Origin of the sequence: Bradyrhizobium sp. 26S5 (genome assembly GCF_036923295.1) — a bacterium.
Taxonomy (GTDB): Bacteria; Pseudomonadota; Alphaproteobacteria; order Rhizobiales; family Xanthobacteraceae; genus Bradyrhizobium; species Bradyrhizobium septentrionale.
The window spans coordinates 5,780,337-5,806,124 of sequence record NZ_CP145948.1 but is presented as its reverse complement, the minus strand read 5'-3'; the positions used below and the strand labels follow the sequence as shown (position 1 = coordinate 5,806,124).

Below are 25,788 nucleotides of genomic sequence, written 5' to 3'. Positions count from 1 at the left end.
GGAGTTGCAACCCCATGAGCCGACGCGTCAAGAGACCCCTCCGCCCAGCCGCCGACCGCGCCAAAGGCGCGCGTCCCAAGGGTGCGCGTCCCCATCGCGGCTCGGCGGCCGAGCGGGGGCCGGCGCATCGTCCGGGCGGCAAGCCAGCGGTGCGGCTTGGCGACAAGCAGCGTGCGCCCAAGCCGTTCGTGCCTGAGCCCGAGAAGCATGTCGCCGAGCCACCGCCGCTACCGACCAAGGTGCAGACGGTGGTCGTGACGGCGGACGAGAACAACATGCGCGTCGACCGCTTTCTCGAGGCGCGTTTCCCTGGCCTGTCGTTTTCCCACATCCAGCGCATCGTTCGTAAGGGCGAGTTGCGCGTCAACGGCAAGCGTGCGGACAGCAAGGACCGGCTGGAAGAAGGCCAGAGCGTCCGCATTCCGCCGCTCAAGCTCGATACGCCGAAGGCCGCCGCCAGCCTCTCCGAAGCGGCGAAGAAGACCCTGCAGGACCTCAAGGACATGATCCTGTTCGAGGACGCCGACGTGATGGTGCTGAACAAGCCCGCAGGTCTGGCGGTTCAGGGCGGCTCCGGCATCACGCGCAATGTCGACGACATGCTGGAGGTGATGCGCGACGCCAAGGGGCAGAAGCCGCGGCTGGTGCATCGGCTCGACCGGGAGACCTCGGGCTGTCTGCTGATCGCCAAGACGCGTTTTGCCGCGACCGCCCTGACCGGCTCGTTCCGCCATCGCTCGGCGCGAAAGATCTACTGGGCGCTGGTCGCCGGCGTGCCGAAGCCAAAGCAGGGCCGCATCTCGACCTACCTCGCCAAGGAGGAGAGCGAGGAGGACAGCATCATGCGGATCGCGGCGCATGGCGACGAGGGCGCCAGCCACGCGGTGACCTATTACGCCGTGGTCGAGACCTCGGCGACGAAGCTTGCCTGGGTGTCGCTCAAGCCGGTGACCGGCCGCACCCATCAATTGCGCGCCCACATGGCGCATATCGATCACGCGATCGTGGGTGACCCGAAATACTTCAACAAGGAGAACTGGCAGCTGCCCGGCGGCCTGCAGAACCGGCTGCATCTTCTGGCCCGCCGCATCGTGATTCCGCACCCGCGCGGTGGCGTGATCGATGCCACCGCGCCGCTGCCGCCGCACATGCTGCAATCCTGGAATTTGCTCGGGCTCGAGGCCGACCGCTTCGACCCGATCGAGAACGCGCCCGAGGAGTGACGGGCGCGCGCCCGCAAATCCGTTTCAGACAGCAAGAACGATCAAACCGCGCCGCGCGCAGCCTCTATGTTGCCGCGCGCCGGCCGTTGCCGGCGTGAATCTTGAAAGGGCTGTCCATGATCGGGACCTGGCTACGCGTCGCGCTTGTTGTTGTTGGCTCGGCTCTCGCCTCAGTGGCGGTGCATGCCGAGACCGTCGTGCTGCGCGGTGGCAGCGTTTACGCATCGCCCGATGCGGCTGCGCTGCCGGATGCGGTGGTCGTGATGACCGACGGAGTCATCAGCGCGGTCGGCAAATCAGGCGATGTCACGCTGCCCTCGGATGCGCGCGTGATCGATTGCACCGGCAAGACCATCGTTGCCGGGTTCTGGAACAGCCATGTGCATTTCACGCAGAGTTCCTGGCGCAACGCCGGCGCAGCACCGGCCGAGGCGCTGACGCAGCACATGCAGGAGATGCTGACGCGTTGGGGCTTCACCACGGTCTGGGATCTCGGCTCCGATCCAAGAAATACGCTGCCGCTGCGCCGGCGCATTGCGGCGGGCGAGGTCGCCGGTCCCAACATCCTGCTGGCCGGCAACATCTTTCCCAAAGGCGGCCATCCCGTGTATCTGCCGCCCGAAATACAGCTTCCGGAAGCCGCGACGTCGGAGGAGTCGACAAAGTGGGCGCGCGACTGGCTCGCGATGGGCGAGGACGGCATCAAGCTGTTCACCGGCGCGTTCATGGGCGACAAGCCGGTCGTGAACATGGATCCGGCGATCGCCAAGGCGGCCGTCGATGTGGCGCACGCGCAAGGCAGGCGGGTGTTCGCCCACCCGCAGAACAAGATCGGCGTCGAGACGGTGATCGTAGCTGACGTCGATGTGCTCGCGCACACCACGCCGGGCGAGCGTGCCTATAGCGAGGACCAGCTGGCGCGGTTCAAGGCGCAGGGGACTGCGCTGATCCCGACGCTGGCGCTGTTCACCACCGTCGTGCTCGATCCCAACGTCACCAACCGTATGGTGGCCGCGACCGTCAACCAGCTCAAGCAGTTCTCGGAGAATGGCGGCACGGTGCTGTTCGGCACCGATGTCGGCTTCACCACGCAATACGACACCACGCAGGAAGTCGAGCTGATGCATCGCGCGCTGTCGGAGCGTCGGGTGCTGGCCTCGCTCACGACCAATCCGGCGACGTTCTTCAAGGCCGCGAAGAAGGGTCGGGTGGAGCAGGGTTTTGACGCCGATCTGGTGGTGCTCGGCGGCGATCCGCTCAGCGACGTCGGCAACCTCGCGAAGGTGAGCACCACCATCCGTGCAGGTCGCGTGATCTATCAGAAGCCGTGATGGCAGGCCGCAGAACGCACTGCCGTGCAACGCGAGCACCTGCTACGATGCGTATCGCATCGTGCCTTGCCGGCATAACGGGTGACGGTGGAGGAACTCCCCGCCGCAGGTGCGCGCTGCCAAAATATCGAAAACAACCCCATGCAAAATAGCTGGCGGCTGCCGGCGTTCGACAAGGCAACTTGACACGTCGGGCAAATCAGGGATATATTTCCAATATACCGAAATTGAGCAAGCGTTCCTCGACCGCAATGGCGGGCTCGCCAGTTGCGATTGCGGCCGAGTCCCCACAATTGAAATTGCCCCGGCTGCGTCGGTCTATTTGGCCGGAAGGCTATCCAAACGGACCAGCTTGATTTCGTCTCATGATCTTGAGCGTGAGCAGGACCGCTCCGAGCACAAGAAACAGCAGACCGACGACAATTGTGCTGGTGGATTCGAATGTCACGCCGACTGCTGTCAGCAGGCAGCCAAGAACGATAGCAATAAGTCCACCCAGCTTCTTTACTAGCAGAAGCTGTCCGTCGCTTGCGCGCGCCACCATGATCAACCTCACTCGTTGAGTGATGCGTTCATGCCGCCATCGCCGCGGGCCGGTGTTGCCTGGACAAGCGTGGCTCACATCCGCATACGAGGATCGTACTCTTGAGCGCCAACGATGGAAATCTCTCGTTGGTGGGCATGATGATTTCCCTTTTTATTCAATTGAGCGTCTCGCGATTGGACAATCCTGCTTACCTAGCCGCGCCGGAACATCGCACGAATAAGTCGAGTGGCGTATCTCGCAACGGCGCTGCAATTCCGGGAACGATGCGTCTAGCACATTTGTCGTAAAGTCTTCTGGACCAACACAAGCATTGCAGGCGCTGTACGCGGATCGTTGACTCCGTGTTTTTTTGGGTGCCTACTTCCGGTTGCCGACTGGAAGACCTGAAACACCAAGGTCGAAATCGGGAAGGAAAGCCAATGTGGCCACCTTCGATCGCTGAACAAGCGGACCGGCCTTACATCTCGACGGGGCACTTGCCCGATCCCGAGATGGTGCAGGAGCTGGTGTCCCAAGCTCATCTGCGCTTCAAGTCGAACAGCGAAGGGACCAATTCGCAGGTTTATCCGGCCCTGGCCAGGGTGCCGAGTGAACTGTTCGGCATATGCGTGGCCGGTGCCAGCGGACGCATCTACGGCGCCGGCGATATCGAATACGAATTCTCGATTATGAGTGTGTCGAAGCCATTCGTGTTCGCGCTGGTGTGCGAGGCCATGGGCCCTGAAGAGGCGCGCGCAAGACTGGGCGCGAATGCGACCGGGCTGCCGTTCAATTCGTTGGCGGCAATCGAGCACGGGGCGGGGCGCACCAACCCGATGGTGAACGCAGGTGCGATCGCGACCACCAGCCTCGTTCCGGGTGCGAGCGCGGAAGAACGATGGCGGTTGATCCATGACGGCCTTTCACGCTTTGCCGGTCGCAAGCTCCCGCTCAACGAGGAAGTCTACGCATCGGCCTCGAAGACGAATTTTCGCAATCGAAGTATCGCGCGGCTGCTGGAGAGCTATGACCGGATTTACTGCGACGCCAGACAGGCGACCGATCTCTACACCCGGCAGTGCTCCCTCAATGTGAGCGCCAGGGATCTCGCCGTGATGGGCGCGACGCTGGCTGACGGCGGGGTCAATCCAGTCACCAGGCAGCGGGTCGTCGATGCGGCCGTGTGCCACTATGCGTTGGCCGTCATGGTCACTGCCGGATTGTATGAGACGTCAGGCGACTGGCTGTACGACATCGGTCTGCCCGGCAAGAGCGGCATCGGTGGTGGCATCGTCGCGGTATCTCCGGGAAAAGGTGGTTTCGGCACCTTCGCCCCGCCACTGGATGCGGCCGGCAACAGCGTGCGAGGGCAGCTCGCCGCGAAGTTCCTGTCGCAAAGACTGGGCATGGATCTGTTCGTGTCCCAACCGGACGAGTGAAACAATATGCTCTGAGGATCGGTAGAGCCGTGGCTCGATCGGTCGCAACGCCAGGCAGGTTGGAGGACGCGATGGCAACGCAAGCTATCTCGATCGGCGACGTTCATCAGGAAGAGCGCGCATCATGGATGCCCATGATCGCGATTGCGTTCGGTCAGATGATCATGTCGTTCAATGTCGCGTCGTTGCCGGTTGCCATGGGAGGAATGGTCGCCAGCTTCGGCGTGCCGCCGACCACGGTCGCGACCGGAATCGTGGCGTACTCGATGCTGGTGGCCGGGTTCGTGATGCTCGGCGCGAAACTCGCCCAAAGGTTCGGGGCGGTGCAGGTCTTTCGCGTTGCCGTCGTGCTCTTCCTGATATCGCAGATCGCGATGACGTTCAGCCCCACGGCCTCGGTGATGATCTCCGCTCAGGCGCTTTGCGGCGCTGCGGGCGCGGTGATCGTGCCTTCGCTCGTCGCGCTGATTGCCGAGAATTATGCCGGACGCCAGCAAGCGACGGCCCTTGGTGCGCTTGGCTCGGCGCGGGCTGCCGCCGGCGTGCTGGCATTTGTCGTCGGTGGGTTGCTCGGCACCTATATCGGCTGGCGCCCCGCGTTCGGAATTCTCATTGCTGCTTCGGCGATCGCTTTCGCTCTGAGTTTCCGCCTGCGGCCCGACCGCGGTCGCCCGGATGTTCGGATCGATCTGATCGGCGTCGCCCTTGCCGCGAGCGCAATCATCTTCATCAGTTTCGGGTTCAATAATCTGAACGGTTGGGGAGTGATCCTGGCGACGCCTAACGCGCCGTTCGACGTGCTGGGCGTCTCGCCGGCACCGGTCCTGATCGTGCTTGGCATTGTACTCGGGCAGGCATTCCTGATGTGGACGCATCGGCAGCAGGCCGCAGGGAAGACGCCCCTGCTGGCGTTGCAGGTGATCGACTCGCCAGAGGAGAGGTGCGCCGTCTACGCGCTGTTCGCAGTCGTGGCGCTCGAGGCGGCCCTGAACTTCACGGTGCCGCTCTACATCCAGATCGTTCAGGGACGTTCGCCAATTGCGACTGCGATCGCGATGATGCCCTTCAATCTGACCGTTTTTCTGTCGGCGATGCTGATTGTCAATCTCTACGACAGACTGACGCCGCGCCAGATCGGACGCTTCGGCTTTGGCCTCTGCACTGTCGCGTTGCTATGGCTCGCGTTCGTCGTACGCAACGACTGGAGCGAGTTTCCCGTTCTCTTTGGACTCGTGCTGTTCGGCATTGGCCAGGGCTCCCTGGTGACGCTGCTGTTCAACGTTCTGGTCACGGCTTCGCCCAAGGAATTGGCCGGGGACGTCGGGTCTCTGCGCGGAACCTCACAGAATCTGGCGGCGGCAGTCGGCACCGCGGTTGCCGGAGCTCTTCTCGTCGGTCTGTTGAGTACGATCGCGCTCGGCAGGATCGCGGCCAGTCCGGTGCTGACCAAGGAGCTTCAGAGCCAGGTCGATCTCGGCAACATCACCTTCGTCAGCAATGACCGGCTGCGCAGTGTGCTCGAAGGCACCAGCGGTACGCCGCAGCAGGTCGAGGAAGCGGTGCGGGTCAACACCGAGGCGCGCCTGCGGGCGTTGAAGATCGGATTGTTGATCATGGCCGGCCTCGCCTTGCTCGCAGTCATTCCCGCAGGCCGGCTGCCGAATTACCGGCCGGGAGAAATACCGGACGACGGAGCGACAGGCGAGGGCGAGCGATCGGCCTAGTTGGGATGCGCCGCAGCTGCCTGGGATCGAGGAGGATGACATGGCCACCTATGAGAACAGTTCCACAATGCTCCGCGGCCTGCCTGGCCCGCCTTTGTGGGTGTGCGTCCTGCTTGGGCTCGTCATGATCGCCGCGGGCCTTCTGGTCCTGGGCGATGTCGTGCTCTTCACCGTGATCAGCGCCATCTTCATCGGCTGGACGGCCATCGTCGCTGGCGCGTTCGAAATCCTGCACGCGTTCTGGACCAAGGGCTGGGGCGGATTCGTGTGGCAGCTTCTGCTCGGGGTCCTCTACCTTGCATGCGGAATGGTTCTGCTGAGCCAGCCGGTGACGAGTGCGCTGATCCTGACCTATGCGCTCGGTCTCCTGCTGTTGGTCTCCGGGATTGTGCGCATGCTGGTTGGCATCGGCCATTGGCGGCAGGCTGGCTGGATCATGCTGGCCTCCGGGCTGTTTGGCGTCCTGGCAGGCCTCGTCATTCTGACCGGGTTTCCGGCAACCGGCCTGTGGGTGCTCGGGCTGTTGCTGGGGATCGATCTGCTGTCTCATGGCGTCGGATGGCTGACCTACGCTTTGCAGCCTGCCGCCAGAGCGGCTCAGTAGGCCGCTCACTAATCAGCCGCAATCAAGTCGGCCCCTCGTACACAGCGAGATCAATGATAATCTCGAGCGATGTGCCATGGGCGGAGAGTGACATGTCAGATTTGAGCAAAAGCTTCGGGGTGGCTGCACTGATCGCCTCGATTGGCTTGAGCCTCCTTGGCTCACTGCCTGCGCAAGCTCAGCAGAATACTGGCGTGCTGTTCCAGAATGTCCGCGTCTTTGATGGCAAGAATGGCGCGCTCTCCGGGCCGTCCAATGTGCTGATCCGGAACAACAAGATCGAGAAGATTTCGACTGCGGCGATCACGGCCGACGCGCAGGTGATCGCCGGCGACGGACGGGTGCTGATGCCCGGGCTGATCGACGCGCATTGGCATGCGATGCTGGTACGCCCGACGCCGGCGGCTGCGATAGCCGGTGATGTCGGCTACACCAATCTCCTTGCGGCCGCGGAAGCAACGGCCACGCTGATGCGCGGCTTTACCACCGTTCGCGACATGGGCGGGCCGGCCTTTTCCCTCAAGCGGGCGATCGACGAGGGGCTCGTCGCCGGTCCGCGCATCTACCCGTCCGGTGCCATGATCACCATCACCAGCGGCCATGGCGACTTCCGGCAGCTGTCCGAGCTGCCCAGAACGATCGGCGGCATGCTCAGCCGCATGGAGAGGATAGGCGGCGCCATGGTCGCGGACAGCCCCGATGAGGTCCGTGTGCGCGCGCGCGAGCAGCTCATGCAGGGGGCTACGCAGGTCAAGCTCACCGCGGGCGGCGGGGTCGCGTCACCGTTCAGTCCGCTCGATGTGTCCACCTTCACTGAACCGGAGTTGCGCGCCGCGGTCGAAGCTGCCGAGAACTGGGGGACCTATGTCGCCGTACACGCCTATACGCCGGTCGCGATCCAGCGATCGATCGCAGCGGGAGCCAAATGTGTCGAGCACGGTCACCTGATGGACGACGCGACGGCCCGCCTGATGGCCGAGAAGGGAATTTGGCTGAGCACCCAGCCCTTCGTCGACCTGTCGGGCGCCAGCGCCCTTGGGCCTGCGGAGCAGGACAAGATGCGACAGGTCGTTGCCGGCACCGACAGGGTCTACAGCTTTGCGAAGAAGTACAAGTTGAAGACGGCATTCGGCACCGACGTCTTGTTCTCGAAGGTGCTTGCTGACCGGCAAGGCGCCATGCTGACGACGCTCACGCGATGGTATACGCCCGCCGAGGCGCTCACGATGGCGACGTCGACGAATGCCGAATTGCTCGGTCTGTCCGGGCTTCGAAATCCGTATCCAGGCAGGCTAGGCGTGGTGGAGGAAGGCGCGCTGGCCGACCTTCTGTTGGTCGATGGCGACCCGATCGACAACATCAAGCTGATAGAAGACCCGGCAAAGAACTTCCTGGTCATCATGAAGGATGGGAAGGTCTACAAGAATCTTCTTGGTGGTGACCGGAACAAATAGACGCACGTGATGACAGAGCAGGCCCGGCTGTGCGTCAAAGCATCAGCTTGTAGCCGATGTGGCTGCCGGTGAATCCCAGCCGTTCATAGAAGCGGTGCGCATCGGGCCGCGCCTTGTCGGTCGTGAGCTGGACGAGGTTGCAGCCTCTCGCCCGGCATTGCGCGATCGCCCATTCGAACATCTGCTGCCCGTCGCCTGAACTCCGGTGCGTCTCCGCAATCCGGACCGCTTCGATCTGCCCGCGCCAGGCGCCCAGCCGCGCCAATCCGGGGATGAAGGTGAGTTGCAGCGTGCCGATCACCTCGTCATCCGCGGTCGCCACGACCAGCAGCTGGTTGGGATCGGCGAGAATGGCTTCGAATGCGTCGACATATTTCGGTGGTGAACTCGGATCTTCCCGCTGCTGCCCCAGGACATCGTTGGCGAGGAGGGCAATGATCGCCGGAAGGTCGGCCGGCTGGGCCTGGCGGAAAGCGATTGATGTCATTGAGCAGGATTTCCACAGAGACGAAGCCAGACACCTTACAGGCTCGCGCTGGCTATGGACATCCAGCTGGGTGAAAATGAAATCCGCCGGCCTGTCGGGCCGGCGGATTGTTGTCTCGCGAGGTGCGGTCGTCAGTGGTCCCAGCCGCCGCCGTGATCCCAGCCGCCGCCATGATGATGGCCGCCGCCGTCGAAGTCGAAGAAGTCAAAGAGATCGCTGAGCGCCGGGCTGTTGACCGGAACATAGGGATTATTGGGCGCCGCTACCGGGTTCGGGAAGTTGTCGCGGCTGCGATGGGTGATCGGCTGCAGGTCCCAGTTTCGCTCGATGAATTTGATGATCGAGACGTGATCGGCATATTCATGCGAGATGTGGCCCTGCCGCGCGAATGGCGACACCACGATCAGCGGAATCCGCGTGCCGTCGCCGAAGTAATCGAGCGGCTGCACATAGCCTGAGTCGAAGTAGCCGCCACCTTCGTCGAAAGTGATGAAGATCGCGGTGTCCTTCGCGTAGTCCGAGGCCTGGACCTGATCGACGATCTTCTTCGTGAAGCCTTCGAACAGGTTGAGCTTGGACGACGACGGGTGACCGTCGATGAAGCCGCTCGGCTTGACGATCGAGACCGCCGGCAGCGAATGCTTGGAGAGGTCGGAGTACAGATCAGACGAGTCCTTGATATGGGCTGCGACCTGGTCCGGGTGCGACATGATCGAGGTGTCGTACTGGAACGGATTGCAGATGTTGCAGTACTCGTCGGCGTTCGGCCCGGCCACGCCCCAGTTGAGCTGGTAGGGATCGTTGACGTAGTTGTTCCACTGGTCGCCGTAATACTTCCAGGAGATGTTGCGCTCGTTCAGGCTGTCGCCGATGCTCTTGCGGGTCGACGGCGGGATCGTGAACGGCGTGTTGGATGGATTGGTGTCGGTGTAGGCGTTCTTGCCGTTACCGAAATAACCCGGATTGTAGTTGTTCAAGAGATAGTAGTGACCCGGTTCGCAATTCGCGTTGATCCGGAGCCCCTTCAGATAATCCAGGATCGGCTTGACGCCGGGCTGGCTCGGATCCGAGCAGTCGCTGTAGGAGCCGCCGCCGGACACCGGGCTGGTCTGGTAGGGCGCCGGGAAGCCGCCATTGCCGCCGGCGCCGTAGCCGTCTTCGGTGTACCAATTGTTGGTGCCCGAGGCCGGATTCGGGTTCTCGATCTGATGCACGATGCCGGCGTCAGGCGTGCCGCCGAACACCTGCGTGCCGTTCGGCGGCACGGCGGCGTTGCCATAGGTGTCGCTGAAGTAAAGCATGTCGGCATGACCGAACATGATGTGGTTGGCACCGGTGCCGCCGTTGACGGACTGGTGGAAGTTGTCGCTCATCGCGTATTTCTGCGCGAGAGACGTGAAGTACGGCACGTCGCCCTTCTGCACGTTGTAGAAGCCGAGCGCCGTCGAACCTTCGCCGGTGGTCGTCGCCGTCGGCGAATAGTCCGTCGAGAAGTTGGAGGGCTGCGCCGCGCCATTGGCGCCGGCGCCGACGGTCACTTCGACCCAGGCGAACAGATTGCCGCCGCAGCCCGACGGATTGTCGCGGCTGGCCGCCGAGTGGTTGCAGTTCAGCTGCTGCCACATCTGGTAGAAGCGATGCACCGGGCTTGCCGAATAGGTGTCGTAGGGCATCGCGTCGCTGTTGGTAAGCTGGAACGGACCGGCCGGCAGCGCGCTGACATTGGTGATGCGTGCGTCGGGGGTCGCCGACGTCTGACCAGTGCCGCCGGTCAACAGGTACTGGTAATATTCGGACGGCAGGCCGGATTCTGATTGCTGCGCCAGCGCAAGCGACGCTTCGCAGCTGGTGATCGGCGAGCTGCCGCATTTGTTGGGGATGTAGGAGACCTTGGGGCCGCCGACCAGCGGAGCCGGCAATTGATCCCTGGGGAAGTTCTGCTTCGGCGGGCTCAGCAGGAACGCATCGTTCAGGCCGGTATCGGTCGCGGCTTGCTGATGCGCCTTTTCGAAGTTGGGCCCGGGGATCGCGTTCTTGTTGTGATCGAGCTTGACGATGCCCTGCGAGAGCAGGTTGAACACGCTCTGGTCGTGCCGCTCAGGCACATAGGTCGCGAACACGTGGTCGAAGCTGCGGTTCTCGCCGATGATGACGATCACGTGCTTGATCGGCGACCGGGTCTCGTGTCCACCGTGATGGTTCCAGTCCTCCGCCAGCACCGGGCCGGCGGTGAACTGACCTAGCGCAAGCGCGCTGAGGGTAAGGCGGCATCCCTGCAGCCAGCGTGACCTGTGCTTGTCGCGCATTAAAGCTCTCCTTTTTGCAGATTAGGCGGTTTGGTGGAACTTGCAGTGTCTCGCGGCACGACCTTGATCCGTCCCATCATGCCGCCGTCCTCGTGTTCGAGGACGTGACAGTGGTAGACAAAGGTGCCGACGATGCCGGGATCGCGAAAATCCATGCGCAGGCGCACGCTCGGATACTTCAGCATCCGGCCGTTGTAGTAGGGCACATTGACGGTATCGCGCAGGAACGGCTCGTTGACTGCGACGCCGGACCAGTCGAGCAGCTGGAAGTGAAGCTGGTGGATGTGGAAATCATGCAGCTCCATCGAGCGGTTCTCGATGATCCAGTCCTCGACGTCGCCCTGCCGCACGGTGATGTCGGGTACGTCCGATTGCGGATCGAACGGCTTCGGCGTCTCTCCGTCGAGGGTCATGAAGAACTTGGTCGGGCTGTTCGGGTCGTTCGGGTTCTCCGGCTGCTCGGAAAAGAACAGTTTTCTGACGCGTATCGGTGCGACGTCGCCGACCCACGGCCGATCCGGTTTCGGCAGCGGCCCGGCGTGCGCGGGCAGTGTGGCCTGCGGCTCGCTCGCATTGGCTGAGGCGGCGATCGCCACCAGCGCGCGGTTGGGGTCGTTCTCGCCGGCGGGCCCGGTGTCGACCGCGCGCGTCACCAGCAAGGCCTGCGCGCCGGCCGGCGGTCCTTCGACGATGAACTCGGCGCGCGCGCCCGGCGGCAGGCCGATATGGTTGACCCATTGCACCGAGGGCGACGGGCTGCCCTGGAACTGCAACGGCACCCCATCGAGCCCGACGATGCCGATCTGCTGCGGCGCACGGCCGACCAGCAGAGCGAGGTTGAGATAGGTGATCGCGGACGCGTTCAGTACGCGCCAGAGCTGCCGCTCGCCCGGCTTCATCGTGAGCTGAGCCGGCGGATAGTTCGGATAGGGCACCGGCACGAAGTTGACAGAGAGATCCTTCGACGGCTTGCCGAAACCGGTACCGGAATTGGCGACGTCGCCATCATTGTCGAGCTGGCTCTTGGTCATGACCGGCTCGAATTTCGACGGCGGCGCATCGGGATTGACCAGATCCTGGTCGCGGATCACGAGCACGCGCTCGGGGAGGCCGGCGAGCGACGGATCGGCGCGCTCGATGCCTTCGATGATCAGCGCGCCGGAGGCGCCGCCGAGCACCTGGGTCTTGCTGAAGCCGTGCAGATGCGGGTGATACCAATAGAGGCCGGGCGGCGCGTCGTCCGGGATGCGCAGGCGATACTCGAACGGCGCATCGTCGGGCTGGATCGAGGTCTTCAGCACATCATCCTGGTGGCAGACCGGCGGCACGGTCAGTCCGTGGAAGTGCAGATTGGTCGAGATCGGCGTCATCGCGCCGCTCGCGCAAACGTCGGCTTTCGGTCTCGTCGTGCAGATCGGTGCGCCGGCGAGTGGGCGGTCGATCGCAGGCGTCGCCGTGTCGAGGTCGACAAGGTCGTTCTTGAAATGGATGACCAGCTGATCGCCCGGCCTCACGCGCAGCGTCGGCGATGGCTTGCCGTCCGGTGTCAGGTAGCAGTAGCGGCTCGTTCCATCCGGCAGCTTCTGATCGTGGATGCTGAGGTCGGTTTCGAGCACGCCGTCGCGGCTGCGCAATTCGGCGGGTTCCTCGAGCGCGCTGCCGGGCTCCGGCCGCGCACAAACATCGTGTTGCGCTCGCGGCACGTCCTGCAAGCCCGTTGCGCCGAGCCAGGCCGTCATGCCGCTCGCCGCAAGCCCGAGGCAAGCCGCGGCGATGACACAACAAGCTGTCGAAAGTCGTCGTGCCACGCCGCCCTGCCAATACGTCGACATAGGCGCGCAAACGCGCAACCGACGCCATGCGTGACGTCAGTCCACGTCTTGCGACCGCAATGGTCGACAAATGCTTCTTGTTTGGTGTCGGAAGGCTAGCCGCGCGTTGTTGCCGAAATCTGGCAGGTTTTTAACACGCAGATGACAGCTTCTTGCGGCACTTCGACGCAGAACGCGAGCAGGATGTTCAAACTTGCTGAGCGATCAATCGGATGCAGCATTCGCCGACGCAATTGCGGAGAACGCGCGACGCGCCGGCGATCGTCAGATATTTTTTCGGCGGCGCCGATCCTGTCACGTGCCGTCGTGCCGACGGCGGTTTGGTTCCAGCAAACGGCCTCGTGGTTCCGAGCGAGTGCAGTGATCGAGATCAGCGCCTGAACTGCGTCAGAAACAGTCGCAGCGAATCATGCGGGCTCTCGACATCAGAGATCACCCAGCCGTCGGGACCGTTGACGACGATGAAGTTGAGCGTGACCGCGCGGCCCTCATTGTCGAACGTCACGGTCACATCGGTCCGGTCGAACTGCCTGCGCAGGATTGCGATCGAGATCGGGCCGATCCGCCAGGTCGGACTCTGCACCAGGAAATCGTAGGGTGCGTCGTGCAGGGCGGTCCAGGCGGCGCGCAGGGGGGAATCGAAGAATTGCCGGGCGGTTTCCTCGTCGCGCGGCAGGCCATTGGAAAACGCGGCGCTGCCCCGTCCATAATGGGCGTAGACGTTGCGGATCAGCGATTCCGGTGTGCGGAACCCGGCCTCGGCGCCGGCGGCTCCGAAGGCCACCGCAACGAGCGAAAAACCCGCCAGGATATTGACCCGTCCCATCAGCTTTATTTGCCGGTGACCCTGACATATCTTGCAGGGAAATCCTCCCGAACGAAAGCCTGCCGGCCTGATGCGCGAACTCTTCGACAATGGACCCGAACAATCCCCGCTCGATCCGCAGGAGGCGGTGCGGCGCCACATCCGCAAGCCCCAGCGCAAGCGGTTCTACATCGGCGCCGACGTCACTGACGCCAGTGGCGGATTTGCGATCACGCTCGACGGCAAGCAGATCCGCTCGCCGTCCGGCAAGCCGATCGTGGTGCCGACGCGCGCCATGGCGGACGCGGTCGCGGCAGAATGGAATGCGCAGGGCGAGACCATCGATCCCATGACCATGCCGCTGACGCGGCTTGCCAACAGCGTGATCGAGGGGGTGATCGATCGTGTCGACGAGGTCGCCGATGACGCCGCAAAATTCCTCGGCAGCGACCTGCTGTTCTATCGCGCCGGCTATCCCGATTCCCTGGTGGCGCGCGAGGCCCGGCATTGGGACCCGATCCTGTTCTGGGCCGCTGACACGCTCGGCGCCCATTTCGTGATGGCCGAGGGGGTCATGCATGTCGGCCAGCCCGAGCCCGCGATCAAGGCGGCGCGCGCGGCGTTCCCGGCCGATCCATGGTCGGTCGCGGCGCTCCATGTGGTGACGACGCTGACCGGCTCAGCGCTGCTGGCTCTGGCCTTGGCGCATGGTGCTCGCGACGAGGACCAGGTCTGGGCCGCCGCCCATGTCGACGAGGACTGGAACATCGAGAAATGGGGCGTCGACGAGGAGGTCGCTGCCCGCCGCGCGGCCCGGCAGGTCGATTTCAAGGCCGCCGCCAGCGTCCTGAGGGAGCTCATGCCGGCTGCCGGTTAACGAGGGGTTTACGGCGCCGGGCTAGCCTGCGGCCTGAGCCTGCCGCCTGACCGAGACCTCCGACATGGCACTTGCCATCAATCCCGTGCTGCCGGTGCTTGCCTCGAACGAGGCGGGCAGTGTTGCGCCAGACCTCACGCTCGAGGCGGGCAGCGTCGTCAATGCGCAGGTCTTGAAGGTGCTGTCGGCCGATCTGGTGCGGATCGCGATTGCGAGCCTGTCGATCGACGTCCAGACCGAGGTGCCGCTGCAGCAGGGCCAGAACCTGCAGCTTGCGGTCTCGCAGACCAGTGACGGCAGCGTTCGCCTGCAACTGGTCGGGCCGGGCGCCGACGCCGGCGATACGGTGCAGATGTCGCCGCGCGCCCAGGGGGCGGCCGATCTCAGCGCCGCGTCCCAGCCCGTCGCCACGGCGCCGAAGGCGGTGCTGACGCCACTCGAGCGCGTCACCATCACCGCAACGGCCCAGAACGCGGCGGCGGTGCAGGGCAGCCAGGCGCCACTATTTGCCAATCTCGCGGCGGTCGCCTCCGCCAATCTGCCGCCAAAGCTTCAGGCCGCGATCGCACAGGTGCTGGCGCAGCAGACCGGCCTCGACGAGAATCTGAGCGGCGATGCCGTGAAGACCGGCTTCCAGAAATCCGGCCTGCTGCTGGAGGCGACGCTTGCTTCGGGCGTTGTGCCCACGAGCGGCAGCGCGCCCGATCTGAAGGCCGCGCTGATCGTGCTGCGCCAGGCGCTGACGTCGGCTGGTGCCGGCGACACCGCCAAGCCTGCATCCACGCCGCTCGAGCGGCCGACGCTTGCCAATGCCGGCACGGCGCCGAGCCTCGTGCCGCCGGCAACGCCCGACCTCGACGTTCAGGAGATACTGCTGCCGCAGGCCCGCGTGCCGGTCGCCGACGATCTCGGCCGCGGCGCCACCGGGCTCGCCGGCGCACTCGCGGATGCGCTCGATGCCGGCCCGTCGTCGGGCGGCGCGCTCAATCTCATTCAGGAAGCGCTGCACGAGCTCGGCAATCCGGCACGGCAGGGCGCTGTGCCGCGGGAGACGCTGCCCGGCGAGGTGCCCGCACGCAGCGACACGCCGCCGCCGCCGTTTCACGGCGCGCTGCCCGCGGCGCAGGCCGTTGCCGAGCCGTCGATTGCGCCGGGCACGCCGATTGCTGCCGCCGCGCATCGCCTGCTGGAAAACACCGACGCGGCACTGGCGCGGCAGACGCTGCTCCAGGTCGCCTCGCTGCCGGATCGCGGCGATGGTCAGCGTCCGCAGCTCGACGCGATGGTGCCGCGCTGGAATTTCGAGATCCCGTTCCTGACCCAGCAGGGCACGGCGATGGCGCAGTTCGAGATTTCCCGCGATGGCGGCGGCAACGAGGTCGAGGCCGCCAAGCGGGTATGGCGGGCGCGCTTCACGCTCGACGTCGAGCCGGCCGGGCCGGTGCACGCGCTGGTCTCGTTGAACGGCGAGCGCACCTCGGTGCGGATGTGGGCCGAGCGTCCCTCGACCGCCGCGCAGCTGCGCTCCGGCGCCTCCGAGCTAAGCCAGGCGCTGACCAGGGCCGAGCTGACACCCGGCGATATCGAGATCCGCGACGGCAGCCCGCCGCAACCCGCGCCCGCGCGCGCCGGCCATTTCCTGGACCGCGCATCATGAGCGACGCCAACAACCAGCTCGCGGTCGCCCTGCATTACGACCACGCCGGCGCACCGCGCGTGGTGGCAAAAGGCAAGGGCGCGATCGGCGCCAAGATCATCGAGGTCGCCAAAGCCAACGATATCCCGATCGAGGAGAACGAGGTCCTGGCCGGCGCGCTTTCCAATGTCGAGCTCGGCGACGAGATTCCGGCCGAGCTCTACAAGGCCGTCGCCGAAGTGCTGGTGTTCGTGCTGCGGCTGTCGGGCCGGGTGCGCTAGCTGCTTTCGAGCGAAGTGGGCCCCGGCCCGCGTGAAGAAAACGCGTCAAACAAGCAAGCCTTATTGCCATCGTTTCACCACGATGGCATCAGCATCGTCGTCAACCCGAACCGGTCCAGGTCCCCTCGTGATCCATCGCCGCCATGCGCTCGGTCTGCTTGCTGCCGCTAGCATCCTGCCGTCGCGCAGTCTCGCCAACGTCTCCTACCAGCGCAGCGAGTTTCGCGAGGATCTGGCAAAGCGCTTCTTTGATCTCGGCACCGAAGGCACCTTCGTCGGCTACAAGATCGACGACTATCTGATCATCGCGAGCGACAAGGTTCGCTCGGGCGAGGGCAAGTTACCGGCCTCGACCTTCAAGATCCCGAACGCGCTGATCGCGCTCGAGACCGGCGTGGTGCAGGACCCCGACAATGACGTCTTCAAGTGGGACGGCACAACGCGCAGCATCGAGGCCTGGAACAGGGACCACACGCTGCGCTCGGCGCTCGCGGTGTCGGCCTTCCCGGTGTTTCAGGAGATCGCCCGCCGGATCGGCGAGGAGCGGATGAAGAAATATCTCGACATCATCGACTACGGCAACCGCGACATCGGCGGCGGCATCGATCAGTTCTGGGTGTCGGGTAATTTGCGGATCGATCCGGTGCAGCAGATCGATTTCCTCGACCGGCTGCGCCGCGGCGTGCTGCCGGTCGGCAAGCGCAGCCAGCAACTGGTGTGCGACATCCTTCCGGTGACGAAAGTCGGTGACGCCGTCATTCGCGCTAAGACCGGATTGACCGACAAGGAGCACGGCTCGCTGGGCTGGCTGGTCGGCTGGGCGGAGAAGGGCAGTGACGTCACGGTGTTCGCGATGAACATGGACTGCAAGACCCAGGCGCAGATCGACGCGCGGATGAGCGTCACGCAGCAATGCCTCACCGATATCGTCGCGTTGTGACGGGCTGATCTGCGTGCGTCGCGGCTGCAGGCGCATCACTGCTCGACTAGCATGCCTCCGTCAAAAGCAAGAACCGGAGGAAATCATGCAATCAGCAACCGTCTGGCTGTCGTCGCTCACGCTGGCCGCGGCCGGCGGCTGGCTCGCGGCCACGATGTTCTCGGCACCCGCCACCAGCAAGGAGCCGCGCTTCCCGCAGCTCACCATGGAGCAGCTCAACGATCTGCAAAAGCCGCTCGGCGAGCAGATCATGAAGGTGTCGAGCGTCGGCATCGGCGGTCCCTACAATCCGATCATCAGGAGCCCGGTGCTCGGCCAGCGGCTCTACGATCTGTTCTATTATCTGCGCTGGCAGACTTCGGTGCCGACCAGGCTGAACGAGTTCGCGATCCTGATCATCGGCCGCCAGTGGCGCTCGCAGGTCGAATGGTTCGCGCATGCGCCGCTCGCGGCTAAGGCCGGGCTGTCGGCGGACGTGATCGCAGAGCTGAAGGCCGGCAACCGGCCGTCGAAAATGGCCGAGGACGAGGCCGTCGTGTACGATTTCGTCACCGAGCTGACCACGACCAAGAAGGTCTCCGACGAGACCTATGCGCGGGCAAAGAAGATCTTCAACGATCAGCAGATCGTCGATCTCACCGCGCTCGCCGGCAATTACGTGATGGTCGCGATGATCCTGGCGATGGCCGAGGAGACCGTGCCGCCGGGCAAGGAGGAGCCGTTCAAGGTCGGCGAGAAGTAGCCGAGTCACTCGGATCGAAGCGGCTCGGCTACGGGTTTGGTCCACCTCTCCCCAATGGGGAGAGGTCGATTTGCGCAGCAAATCGGGTGAGGGGCCGCGGCGCTAACGAGGGACCGTCATCCCTCACCCGGCGCTGCGCGCCGACCTCTCCCAAGGGAGAGGTGAAGAGCCACCGTCGCTCCAGTTCAGTGCAATCTCATTATACTTTAGCGCCCGATCGCCCGCTGCAGCGCCGGCATCAGCTTCGGGTCGCGGCATTGCGCGACGTTGAAACGCATGAAGGCGGCAGCTGTCTGCGAGGCGCTGAACACGTTGCCGGGCGCCAGCACGACATTGTCGTCGGCGAGCGCTGCGCGCGCCACGTCGGCGGAGTCGCGGCCGTCGGGCAACTCGCACCACAGATAGAAGCCGCCGCGCGGCATCAGCCAGGGCTCGATGCCGATGCGCTGCAGCTTGTCGCCGATGTCGCGGCGGGTGCGGGCGAGGCGCCTTCGCAGCTCCTCGACATGCTTGCGGTAGAAGCCGCTCGACAGCACGCTCGCGATGATTTCGGTTGCGACCGCGCTCGGGCCGCCAAAACCGGTCGCGACCTGGAGGTCGACGAGATCCTCGATCCAGTCCGGCCGAGCGGCGATGAAGCCGCAGCGCACCGAGGCCGACAGCGTCTTGGAGAAGCTGCCGATCCGGATCACGCGGTTGAGCCCGTCGAGTGCAGCGAGCCGCGCCGACGGCTCCGGCTCGAAATCGGCGAAGATATCGTCCTCGACGATCGTGAGATCATGGGCCGCCGCGGCGTTCAGCACGCGATGCGCGGTTTGCGGCGACGGCGTCGCGCCGGTCGGATTGTGCAGCGCCGAGTTGGTGACATAGAGCCGCGGCCGCTCGGCGGCCAGCACCGCCTCGAAGCTTGCGACGTCGGGCCCTGACGCGGTGTAGGGCACGCTGACGATTTTCACCTGATGCGCGCGCAGCAGCGCGCGGAAATTGAAGTAGCAGGGATCGTCGACCAGCACGGTGTCGCCGGGCCGGAGCAGGAAGCGGCACACCAAATCGATTGCCTGGGTGCCGGACGCGGTGAGCAGGAGCTGCTCGGGCGGCACCTCGAGGCCCTCATCGGCGAACCGTGCCATCAGGAGACGGCGCAGCGCGAGTGAGCCGCGGGTCGCGCCATAATCGGCAAGCACGGCGTCGTCGGCGCGTGCCAGGCCGCGCAGCGCGCGTCGCAGCGCTTCGGTCGGCATCCACTCGGCTGGCAGCCAGCCGCAGCCCGGCTTCAGCGCGCCGTCTTCGGCATCGAGCGATTGCCGCGACACCCAGAACGGATCGACGGCGCGGTCGCGCTGCGGCTGGTCTTTTGCGAGAGCGAGCGGGGGCAGTGCGGTTGAGGAGACATAGAAGCCGGAGCCGGGCCGTGGGCGGATCAGGCCCTCGGCCACCAGCCGGTCATAGGCCTCGACGACGGTGGAGGGCGAGACGCCCATGGTGGCGGCAAGGCCGCGGATCGAGGGCAGGCGGTCGTCTGCCACCAGCGCCCGGCTCGCCACCCTGGCGCGGATCGCGTTCATCACCTCGGTGGTCCGCGTCGCCTTCGGCGGATCGGATTGCGGCGCATCGGATGGCTGTTGCAAGTGTATGCCTACCTTCATCCATACAGTTTTGCGATATTGTACTGATCTGTAGCTGCCTTGGCGAGCCCCCGACCGCTATGGTCGGGGTGAAGTACAAATGAGAGTCGGTTGGATCGATGCAGCACCAGCCTCGCTGCACCTCTCCCGCTTGCGGGGGAGGTCGCATCGCATGGTACAGACCGGATAGATACCCGACAGTTTAGACCGGCATGATTGCCGACAGGTTTCTAGAAGCATCGGCGGGAGGGCCCGACGATGCCGTTCAGAGAGACCAGTCGGATGGAAGAGCGTATCCGGATGCTTATGGAGTACGAGAGCGGGAACTGGAGCGTGTCGGAGTTGTGCCGCCGTCACGGTATCTGCCGCGACACGTTTTACGCATGGCGCCAGCGGAAGCAGAGCGGCGATCCGGAGTGGTTCAGGGACCGTTCGCACGCGCCGCAGCAATGCCGACAAACGACCGATGCGGCGATTGCAGAGAAGGTGATCGCGGCTCGGCAGCGCTTTCCCTATCTGGGACCGCGCAAGCTGCTCGCCCTGCTTGACCGCCAGGCGCCGGAGATCGATTGGCCGGCGGCGTCGACGATTGGGAGCATTCTCAAGCGCGCGGGGCTGATCTCGCCGGTGAAGCGCCGCCGCCGTCCGCTCGACCAGCGGCGTCCCTGCACGCCGGTGCAGGAGCCGAACGACGAGTGGAGCGTGGACTTCAAGGGTTGGTTCCGCACCCGCGACCAGTGCCGGATTGATCCGTTGACGGTGGCTGACAGCCACAGTCGCTTCCTGATCGAACTGCAGATCGTCGCACCGACGACCGAGGGCGTCCGCCCCCGCTTCGAGAGGGCTTTCCGCGAGCATGGCCTGCCGCGGGCAATCCGCTGCGACAATGGTTCGCCGTTCGGCTCGCGCGGCGCCGGCGGTCTCACCACATTGTCGGTCTGGTGGCTGAAGCTCGGCATTACGCCGCACTTCATCCGTCCGGCCTCGCCGCAGGAGAACGGTCGCCATGAGCGCATGCATCGCACCTTGAAGGCGCAAACATCGAGCCCACCGGCAGATAATGCGTCCGAGCAACAGGCCCGCTTTGACGCCTTCCGAGAGCATTACAATAAGGAACGTCCTCACGAAGCGCTGGGCCAACGGCCGCCGGAGGACGCCTATCGAGCATCTCAACGCACCATGCCGGATCGCGAGCAAGACCCCTGGTATGACGCCGATCACCAGGCCCGCCGTGTTCGCGGCAATGGGGAGATTAAATGGAAAGGCAAGTTCGTCTTTATCGGTCAGGCGCTGGTGAACGAACTTGTCGGCATCGCCGAACTCGATACCGGTGACCACGTCGTCCGCTTCTGCGACCTCGACGTCGGTCTCATCGACCGCCGCGGCCTGTTCACCCGGTTCGCTCCGCCTCGTGAGGGGCTGCGCGAACCGGGCGAACAGACCGCTTAACCCAAACTGTCGGGGATCATGCCGGTCCAAAATGTCGGGAATCATGCCGGTTGAACACCGTGGAGATACCCCCACCCCAACCCTCCCCCGCAAGCGGGAGAGGGGGCGCACTGATGCTCGCGGTTCGACCCTATCTCGCAATGCGCGAAAGCAAGGTGCGATGGACAAGGCTTCGATCGATGGCTGGGGCAGCGGCTTGCTCGGCGTGATTATCTTCAGCGGCTCGCTGCCGGCCACCCGCGTCGCCGTGGCCGGGTTCTCGCCGCTGTTCCTGACTTCGGCGCGGGCGGCGATTGCGGCGCTGCTCGGCGCCGCGCTGCTCGCGGTGCTGCGGCAGCCCTGGCCGCAACGCAAGGACCTGGTGTCGCTCGTGATCGTCGCGCTCGGCGTCGTGATCGGCTTTCCGCTGCTGACCGCGCTGGCGCTCCAGCACATCACCTCGGCGCATTCGATCGTGTTCATCGGACTGTTGCCGCTGTCGACCGCCGTATTCGCTGTGCTGCGCGGCGGCGAGCGGCCGAAGCCGCTGTTCTGGCTGTTCTCCTGCATCGGCAGCGCGACGGTCGCAGCCTTCGCCTTGTCGGGCGACGGAGCGGCGTCACTGACCGGCGATCTCCTGATGGTCGCGGCGATCGTCGTCTGCGGCCTCGGCTATGCCGAAGGCGCGGCGCTGTCGCGCCGGCTCGGCGGCTGGCAGGTGATCTCCTGGGCGCTGGTGCTATCCGCGCCGGTGGTGCTGCTGATGACGATCATGACGCTGCCGCCGAATTGGGACGGCATCGGCGCGGCGGCCTGGCTCGGGCTCGCCTATGTCTCGATCTTCAGCATGCTGGTCGGCTTCGTATTCTGGTATCGCGGGCTCGCGATCGGTGGCATCGCCAGCGTCGGCCAGTTGCAATTGCTGCAGCCGTTCTTCGGCCTCGCGCTGGCCGGGCTGTTGCTGCACGAGCCGGTCGCCTGGTCGATGATAACAGCAACCATGCTCGTCGTGGTCTGCGTGGTGTTCGCGCGCCGGTTCGCGTGAGTGCGGCCAGACACGCTAGCTCAGCTTGAACAGCGCCTGCAGGAAATCGCTGACCGCCTTGCGCGCTTGAAGCGCGGTGGTTGGGTTGCCGCCGACATGCGGACCTAGCTCGACGCAGGAATCCTCGTAGCTGAACGGCGCCGCTGTCGCCGCGTTGATCAGCACGCCGCCTTCGCCTTCCTTGATGGTGCAGTGGCGCACGGTCTGCGAACCCGTCGACTCCACCACCGTGTTGCTGCCGATCAGGCCGGCGTCGAAGCCATGCGCGGAGTCAGGATATTCGGTCAGCACCACATCGTGCTCGGCCTCCTTGAGCCGCGCGACGTAGGCCTTGCAGCTCGCAACCGGGTTATAGTCGTCGGGCGTGCCGTGAAAAATCCGGATCGGCCGCGCGGCGACCGCGGTGTCGGTCAGAAAGCTCGTCGAGCAATCCGGATAGAACGGAATATAGGCCGCGAACTGCACGCCGGACTTGTTCCAGAGCTTGTTGAAGCGATCGAGGCTTGCGTAGAGCGTGGCCTGGCCGCCGCGCGAAAATCCCATCAGCACGATGCGCTCGGGATCGACCCGCGGATGCCTGGCGAGGATATCCAGCGAATGATAGATGTCGACGATCAGATTGAGCCGGCCGAGCAGGGCCTGGTTCGGCCCGGTGGCGGTGAGGCCGCGGCCGGAGAAGCCGTCGATCACGAAGGTCGAGATGCCCATGGCGTTGAAGTGGCGCACCCAGGCGTCCATCCCGGCGCCGACGCCGCTCGAACCATGCATCAGCACCACGACCGGCAGCCGGCCACTTCCCTGCGCGATCCGGAATTCGCCGCCGACGGTAACCGGCTTGCCGTTGCTGTCGCCGGTCAGGAATTGCTGGTCGGAGATGGTCAGCGAGGGGATGCTGTAGATCTCGGTGCGCGCCGCGATCTCCTTCGAGATTTGCTGGGCGCTGGTCTCGATGCAGGTGAACAGCACGGCGCAGCAAAACAGGATCGCGGTCGCGGCCAAGCGCCAGTCTGTCAGCATCTGATCACCCGATCTGGTCGTGGATGACGGCAAATAGACCGATCGGGAGGCAGGCTGTCAAATGACACGGGATGGCGCCTGACGGACGGCGTGGCTTCCGCTCGCCCAGGCCCGGCGATGACGACGCAGGCGCAAGCATCCGGCCCGGAGGCCTCACAACACAACGCCGTCCGCTTGAAATATCCGCGGGCGGCGTTGGTCCTAGCCCCAGGAAGGGAGGTGCAAAATCCCTGGCAGTTATAGGTCTGCCTGCCCCGGCAAAGGTTCAGGCAAAATCGCTTGCCGGGGACGTCATCGCTTCAGCTCCCCCCGGATATACCGCCCTATTGCGCTTTGCCGATCCGTCCGAGGTGGGTGGTGCCAAACCCGACAGAATATTTCAGCCCGTAGCCGAGCGCGCGGTCGATCCCGATATGGGCGAGCCAGATCATGGCGATCGACAGCACCAGCGGCCCTTCGCCGGCAAAGCCCAGTGTCATCAGCGCAACCGGCGCCAGATAGGTGTGGGCGGCGTTGTAGACGATGGCGCCGACGCGAGGGCCGGCGAGATAGGCGGCGAAGCTCAAGTCCGGCACCAGGAACAGCAGGACATAGACCAGCCAGGACCCTTCCCATTTGTAATAGAGCACGGTCATCCCGACGAACAGCACCAGGCCCTCCAGCCGGAGCAGGGTGCGCACCCCGCCGGTTGCCGCACCGGTCTCGGCCGCGGTCGTATCAGTCATCGCCATCTCCCCAGACATCGGAAAATCCTACCGTTTTTGCGCCCGATACCGCCCACAAGCGGCTTTCCGGTTCCGAAATTGCCGTGCTAAAGCCATTTCCGAACGAAGCGGGACCCCGGCTGGCGCCGGGACGCGGACTGTAGCTAACACGGGCGGAAACAAATGAAAGACATCCTCGACACCCTCGAAGAGCGGCGCGCCGGCGCCAAATTGGGCGGCGGCGAAAAGCGCATCGAGGCGCAGCACGCCCGCGGCAAGCTGACCGCCCGCGAGCGGATCGAGCTTCTGCTCGACAAGGGCTCGTTCGAGGAATTTGACATGTTCGTCGAGCACCGCTCGACCGAGTTCGGCATGGAGAAGACCAAGGTTCCCGGCGACGGCGTCGTCACCGGCTGGGGCACGGTCAACGGCCGCAAGACTTTTGTGTTCGCCAAGGATTTTACGGTGTTCGGCGGCTCGCTGTCGGAAACCCATGCGCTGAAGATCACCAAGCTCCAGGACATGGCGATGAAGGCGAGGGCGCCGATCATCGGCCTCTATGACGCCGGCGGCGCCCGCATCCAGGAGGGCGTCGCTGCCCTGGCGGGCTATTCGTATGTGTTCCGCCGCAACGTCATCGCCTCGGGCGTGATCCCGCAGATCTCCGTCATCATGGGGCCCTGCGCCGGCGGCGACGTCTATTCGCCAGCGATGACCGACTTCATCTTCATGGTGAAGAACACCAGCTACATGTTCGTCACCGGCCCCGACGTGGTGAAGACCGTCACCAACGAGGTGGTCACGGCCGAGGAGCTCGGCGGCGCCTCGGTGCACGCCACGCGCTCCTCGATCGCCGACGGCGCGTTCGAGAACGACGTCGATGCGCTCTTGCAGATGCGCCGGCTGATCGACTTCCTGCCGTCGAACAACAGTGACGGCGTGCCGGAATGGCCGAGTTTTGACGATATCGGCCGGGTCGACATGTCCCTGGACACGCTGATTCCCGACAATCCGAACAAGCCCTACGACATGAAGGAATTGATCCTCAAGGTCGTCGATGAGGGGGATTTCTTCGAGATCTCGGAGACCTTCGCCCGGAACATCGTCACCGGCTTCGGCCGCATCGCCGGCCGCACCGTGGGCTTCGTCGCCAACCAGCCGATGGTGCTGGCGGGTGTGCTCGACAGCGATGCCTCACGCAAGGCCGCGCGCTTCGTGCGGTTCTGCGATGCCTTCAACATCCCGATCGTCACCTTCGTCGACGTGCCGGGCTTCCTGCCCGGAACCGCGCAGGAATATGGCGGCCTGATCAAGCACGGCGCCAAGCTGCTGTTCGCCTATTCGCAGTGCACGGTGCCGCTCGTCACCATCATCACCCGCAAGGCCTATGGCGGCGCCTTCGACGTCATGGCCTCGAAGGAGATCGGCGCCGACATGAACTACGCGTGGCCGACCGCGCAGATCGCGGTGATGGGCGCCAAGGGCGCGGTGGAGATCATCTTCCGCAGTGACATCGGCGACCCCGACAAGATCGCAGCCCGAACGAAGGAATACGAAGACCGTTTCCTGTCGCCCTTCATCGCCGCCGAGCGCGGCTACATCGACGACGTCATCATGCCGCATTCGACCCGCCGCCGGATCGCCCGCGCACTGGCGATGCTCAGGGATAAGAAGGTCGAGATCCCCGCGAAGAAGCACGACAATCTGCCGTTGTGACAAGAGCGTAGGGTGGGTTAGCGAAGCGTAACCCACCATCTTCGCT

22 protein-coding genes are annotated in these 25,788 nt (G+C 64.6%); 14 read left to right on the top strand and 8 right to left on the bottom strand.

Annotated elements, in window-relative coordinates; translation table 11 throughout:
- The first annotated feature begins 14 nt into the window (after positions 1 to 14).
- The gene (locus V5279_RS27235) at positions 15 to 1,223 is read left to right on the top strand and encodes an RluA family pseudouridine synthase (RefSeq protein ID WP_166297339.1); all 1,209 of its coding nucleotides are present in this window, start codon (positions 15 to 17) and stop codon (positions 1,221 to 1,223) included.
- A 116-nt stretch (positions 1,224 to 1,339) separates the two neighbouring features.
- Entirely contained in the window at positions 1,340 to 2,554 is a 1,215-nt protein-coding gene (locus V5279_RS27230) for an amidohydrolase family protein (RefSeq protein WP_338689772.1), read from the top strand.
- A gap of 334 nt (positions 2,555 to 2,888) precedes the next feature.
- On the opposite strand, the gene V5279_RS27225 is transcribed toward V5279_RS27230, so the two are convergent.
- Positions 2,889 to 3,098: a hypothetical protein gene (locus tag V5279_RS27225; protein ID WP_338689770.1), complete on the bottom strand. Its 210-nt coding sequence runs from the start codon at positions 3,096 to 3,098 to the stop codon at positions 2,889 to 2,891.
- 422 nt (positions 3,099 to 3,520) lie between these two features.
- Here V5279_RS27225 and glsA point away from each other — a divergent pair, with 422 nt between their 5' ends.
- From glsA to V5279_RS27205, 4 genes are all read left to right on the top strand, one after another.
- Positions 3,521 to 4,519: a glutaminase A gene (gene glsA / locus V5279_RS27220; protein WP_338689768.1), complete on the top strand. Its 999-nt coding sequence runs from the start codon at positions 3,521 to 3,523 to the stop codon at positions 4,517 to 4,519.
- 71 nt (positions 4,520 to 4,590) lie between these two features.
- Positions 4,591 to 6,243, top strand: coding sequence for an MFS transporter (locus tag V5279_RS27215; RefSeq protein WP_338689765.1), 1,653 nt, complete (start codon positions 4,591 to 4,593; stop codon positions 6,241 to 6,243).
- A 40-nt stretch (positions 6,244 to 6,283) separates the two neighbouring features.
- Positions 6,284 to 6,847 carry an HdeD family acid-resistance protein gene (locus tag V5279_RS27210; RefSeq protein ID WP_338689763.1) on the top strand — a complete coding sequence of 188 codons (564 nt, stop codon included), beginning with the start codon at positions 6,284 to 6,286 and terminating at the stop codon, positions 6,845 to 6,847.
- Positions 6,848 to 6,939: 92 nt separating this feature from the next.
- Entirely contained in the window at positions 6,940 to 8,301 is a 1,362-nt protein-coding gene (locus tag V5279_RS27205; RefSeq protein ID WP_338701402.1) for a metal-dependent hydrolase family protein, read from the top strand.
- A gap of 34 nt (positions 8,302 to 8,335) precedes the next feature.
- On the opposite strand, the gene V5279_RS27200 is transcribed toward V5279_RS27205, so the two are convergent.
- The 4 genes from V5279_RS27200 to V5279_RS27185 form a co-directional block, all read right to left on the bottom strand.
- Complete coding sequence (locus tag V5279_RS27200; RefSeq protein ID WP_338689761.1) at positions 8,336 to 8,788, bottom strand: GNAT family N-acetyltransferase; 453 nt, start codon at positions 8,786 to 8,788, stop codon at positions 8,336 to 8,338.
- 131 nt (positions 8,789 to 8,919) lie between these two features.
- Positions 8,920 to 11,094: an alkaline phosphatase family protein gene (locus V5279_RS27195; RefSeq protein ID WP_338689759.1), complete on the bottom strand. Its 2,175-nt coding sequence runs from the start codon at positions 11,092 to 11,094 to the stop codon at positions 8,920 to 8,922.
- The gene (locus tag V5279_RS27190; RefSeq protein ID WP_338689757.1) at positions 11,094 to 12,833 is read right to left on the bottom strand and encodes a multicopper oxidase family protein; all 1,740 of its coding nucleotides are present in this window, start codon (positions 12,831 to 12,833) and stop codon (positions 11,094 to 11,096) included. Before V5279_RS27190 ends, V5279_RS27195 begins: the two co-directional genes overlap by 1 nt.
- 463 nt (positions 12,834 to 13,296) lie before the next feature.
- On the bottom strand, positions 13,297 to 13,752 hold the full coding sequence (locus V5279_RS27185) for a hypothetical protein (protein WP_338689755.1): 456 nt from the start codon (positions 13,750 to 13,752) through the stop codon (positions 13,297 to 13,299).
- Between the two features lie 70 nt (positions 13,753 to 13,822).
- Between V5279_RS27185 and V5279_RS27180 the strand changes: the two genes are divergently transcribed.
- The 5 genes from V5279_RS27180 to V5279_RS27160 all read left to right on the top strand — a co-directional run bounded on the left by V5279_RS27180 (position 13,823) and on the right by V5279_RS27160 (position 18,207).
- The gene (locus V5279_RS27180) at positions 13,823 to 14,608 is read left to right on the top strand and encodes an ATP12 family chaperone protein (protein WP_166297324.1); all 786 of its coding nucleotides are present in this window, start codon (positions 13,823 to 13,825) and stop codon (positions 14,606 to 14,608) included.
- Between the two features lie 64 nt (positions 14,609 to 14,672).
- A complete protein-coding gene (locus tag V5279_RS27175; RefSeq protein ID WP_338689749.1) occupies positions 14,673 to 16,265 on the top strand; it encodes a flagellar hook-length control protein FliK in 1,593 nt (530 codons plus the stop codon).
- Positions 16,262 to 16,525: an EscU/YscU/HrcU family type III secretion system export apparatus switch protein gene (locus tag V5279_RS27170; protein ID WP_338689747.1), complete on the top strand. Its 264-nt coding sequence runs from the start codon at positions 16,262 to 16,264 to the stop codon at positions 16,523 to 16,525. The genes V5279_RS27175 and V5279_RS27170 overlap by 4 nt, the downstream gene beginning before the upstream one ends.
- 127 nt (positions 16,526 to 16,652) lie before the next feature.
- Entirely contained in the window at positions 16,653 to 17,465 is an 813-nt protein-coding gene (blaOXA, locus tag V5279_RS27165) for a class D beta-lactamase (RefSeq protein WP_338689745.1), read from the top strand.
- A gap of 85 nt (positions 17,466 to 17,550) precedes the next feature.
- The gene (locus V5279_RS27160) at positions 17,551 to 18,207 is read left to right on the top strand and encodes a carboxymuconolactone decarboxylase family protein (protein WP_166205883.1); all 657 of its coding nucleotides are present in this window, start codon (positions 17,551 to 17,553) and stop codon (positions 18,205 to 18,207) included.
- A 206-nt stretch (positions 18,208 to 18,413) separates the two neighbouring features.
- Here V5279_RS27160 and V5279_RS27155 read toward each other — a convergent pair whose 3' ends face one another.
- The gene (locus tag V5279_RS27155; protein WP_338701400.1) at positions 18,414 to 19,772 is read right to left on the bottom strand and encodes a PLP-dependent aminotransferase family protein; all 1,359 of its coding nucleotides are present in this window, start codon (positions 19,770 to 19,772) and stop codon (positions 18,414 to 18,416) included.
- A 318-nt stretch (positions 19,773 to 20,090) separates the two neighbouring features.
- On the opposite strand from V5279_RS27155, the gene V5279_RS27150 reads away from it, so the two are divergent.
- A complete protein-coding gene (locus V5279_RS27150) occupies positions 20,091 to 21,281 on the top strand; it encodes an integrase core domain-containing protein (RefSeq protein ID WP_166203831.1) in 1,191 nt (396 codons plus the stop codon).
- 160 nt (positions 21,282 to 21,441) lie between these two features.
- Positions 21,442 to 22,305 carry a DMT family transporter gene (locus V5279_RS27145; RefSeq protein WP_166297314.1) on the top strand — a complete coding sequence of 288 codons (864 nt, stop codon included), beginning with the start codon at positions 21,442 to 21,444 and terminating at the stop codon, positions 22,303 to 22,305.
- A gap of 15 nt (positions 22,306 to 22,320) precedes the next feature.
- Here V5279_RS27145 and V5279_RS27140 read toward each other — a convergent pair whose 3' ends face one another.
- Together V5279_RS27140 and V5279_RS27135 are read right to left on the bottom strand one after the other, a co-directional pair.
- Positions 22,321 to 23,322, bottom strand: coding sequence for a dienelactone hydrolase family protein (locus V5279_RS27140; protein ID WP_338689728.1), 1,002 nt, complete (start codon positions 23,320 to 23,322; stop codon positions 22,321 to 22,323).
- Positions 23,323 to 23,645: 323 nt separating this feature from the next.
- Positions 23,646 to 24,047: a DUF4260 domain-containing protein gene (locus V5279_RS27135; protein ID WP_166297310.1), complete on the bottom strand. Its 402-nt coding sequence runs from the start codon at positions 24,045 to 24,047 to the stop codon at positions 23,646 to 23,648.
- Positions 24,048 to 24,209: 162 nt separating this feature from the next.
- On the opposite strand from V5279_RS27135, the gene V5279_RS27130 reads away from it, so the two are divergent.
- Positions 24,210 to 25,742 (top strand): acyl-CoA carboxylase subunit beta, encoded by a 1,533-nt coding sequence (locus V5279_RS27130; protein WP_338689724.1) that lies wholly within the window; start codon positions 24,210 to 24,212, stop codon positions 25,740 to 25,742.
- Positions 25,743 to 25,788 lie beyond the last annotated feature (46 nt).

Bases quoted from the DNA above. Each gene is read 5' to 3' on its own strand.
- V5279_RS27235 (WP_166297339.1), top strand. From the start codon at position 15: ATGAGCCGACGCGTCAAGAGACCCCTCCGCCCAGCCGCCGACCGCGCC.
- V5279_RS27230 (WP_338689772.1), top strand. From the start codon at position 1,340: ATGATCGGGACCTGGCTACGCGTCGCGCTTGTTGTTGTTGGCTCGGCT.
- V5279_RS27225 (WP_338689770.1), bottom strand. From the start codon at position 3,098: ATGGTGGCGCGCGCAAGCGACGGACAGCTTCTGCTAGTAAAGAAGCTG.
- glsA (WP_338689768.1), top strand. From the start codon at position 3,521: ATGTGGCCACCTTCGATCGCTGAACAAGCGGACCGGCCTTACATCTCG.
- V5279_RS27215 (WP_338689765.1), top strand. From the start codon at position 4,591: ATGGCAACGCAAGCTATCTCGATCGGCGACGTTCATCAGGAAGAGCGC.
- V5279_RS27210 (WP_338689763.1), top strand. From the start codon at position 6,284: ATGGCCACCTATGAGAACAGTTCCACAATGCTCCGCGGCCTGCCTGGC.
- V5279_RS27205 (WP_338701402.1), top strand. From the start codon at position 6,940: ATGTCAGATTTGAGCAAAAGCTTCGGGGTGGCTGCACTGATCGCCTCG.
- V5279_RS27200 (WP_338689761.1), bottom strand. From the start codon at position 8,788: ATGACATCAATCGCTTTCCGCCAGGCCCAGCCGGCCGACCTTCCGGCG.
- V5279_RS27195 (WP_338689759.1), bottom strand. From the start codon at position 11,094: ATGCGCGACAAGCACAGGTCACGCTGGCTGCAGGGATGCCGCCTTACC.
- V5279_RS27190 (WP_338689757.1), bottom strand. From the start codon at position 12,833: ATGACGGCCTGGCTCGGCGCAACGGGCTTGCAGGACGTGCCGCGAGCG.
- V5279_RS27185 (WP_338689755.1), bottom strand. From the start codon at position 13,752: ATGGGACGGGTCAATATCCTGGCGGGTTTTTCGCTCGTTGCGGTGGCC.
- V5279_RS27180 (WP_166297324.1), top strand. From the start codon at position 13,823: ATGCGCGAACTCTTCGACAATGGACCCGAACAATCCCCGCTCGATCCG.
- V5279_RS27175 (WP_338689749.1), top strand. From the start codon at position 14,673: ATGGCACTTGCCATCAATCCCGTGCTGCCGGTGCTTGCCTCGAACGAG.
- V5279_RS27170 (WP_338689747.1), top strand. From the start codon at position 16,262: ATGAGCGACGCCAACAACCAGCTCGCGGTCGCCCTGCATTACGACCAC.
- V5279_RS27160 (WP_166205883.1), top strand. From the start codon at position 17,551: ATGCAATCAGCAACCGTCTGGCTGTCGTCGCTCACGCTGGCCGCGGCC.
- V5279_RS27155 (WP_338701400.1), bottom strand. From the start codon at position 19,772: ATGAACGCGATCCGCGCCAGGGTGGCGAGCCGGGCGCTGGTGGCAGAC.
- V5279_RS27150 (WP_166203831.1), top strand. From the start codon at position 20,091: ATGCCGTTCAGAGAGACCAGTCGGATGGAAGAGCGTATCCGGATGCTT.
- V5279_RS27145 (WP_166297314.1), top strand. From the start codon at position 21,442: ATGGACAAGGCTTCGATCGATGGCTGGGGCAGCGGCTTGCTCGGCGTG.
- V5279_RS27140 (WP_338689728.1), bottom strand. From the start codon at position 23,322: ATGCTGACAGACTGGCGCTTGGCCGCGACCGCGATCCTGTTTTGCTGC.
- V5279_RS27135 (WP_166297310.1), bottom strand. From the start codon at position 24,047: ATGACTGATACGACCGCGGCCGAGACCGGTGCGGCAACCGGCGGGGTG.
- V5279_RS27130 (WP_338689724.1), top strand. From the start codon at position 24,210: ATGAAAGACATCCTCGACACCCTCGAAGAGCGGCGCGCCGGCGCCAAA.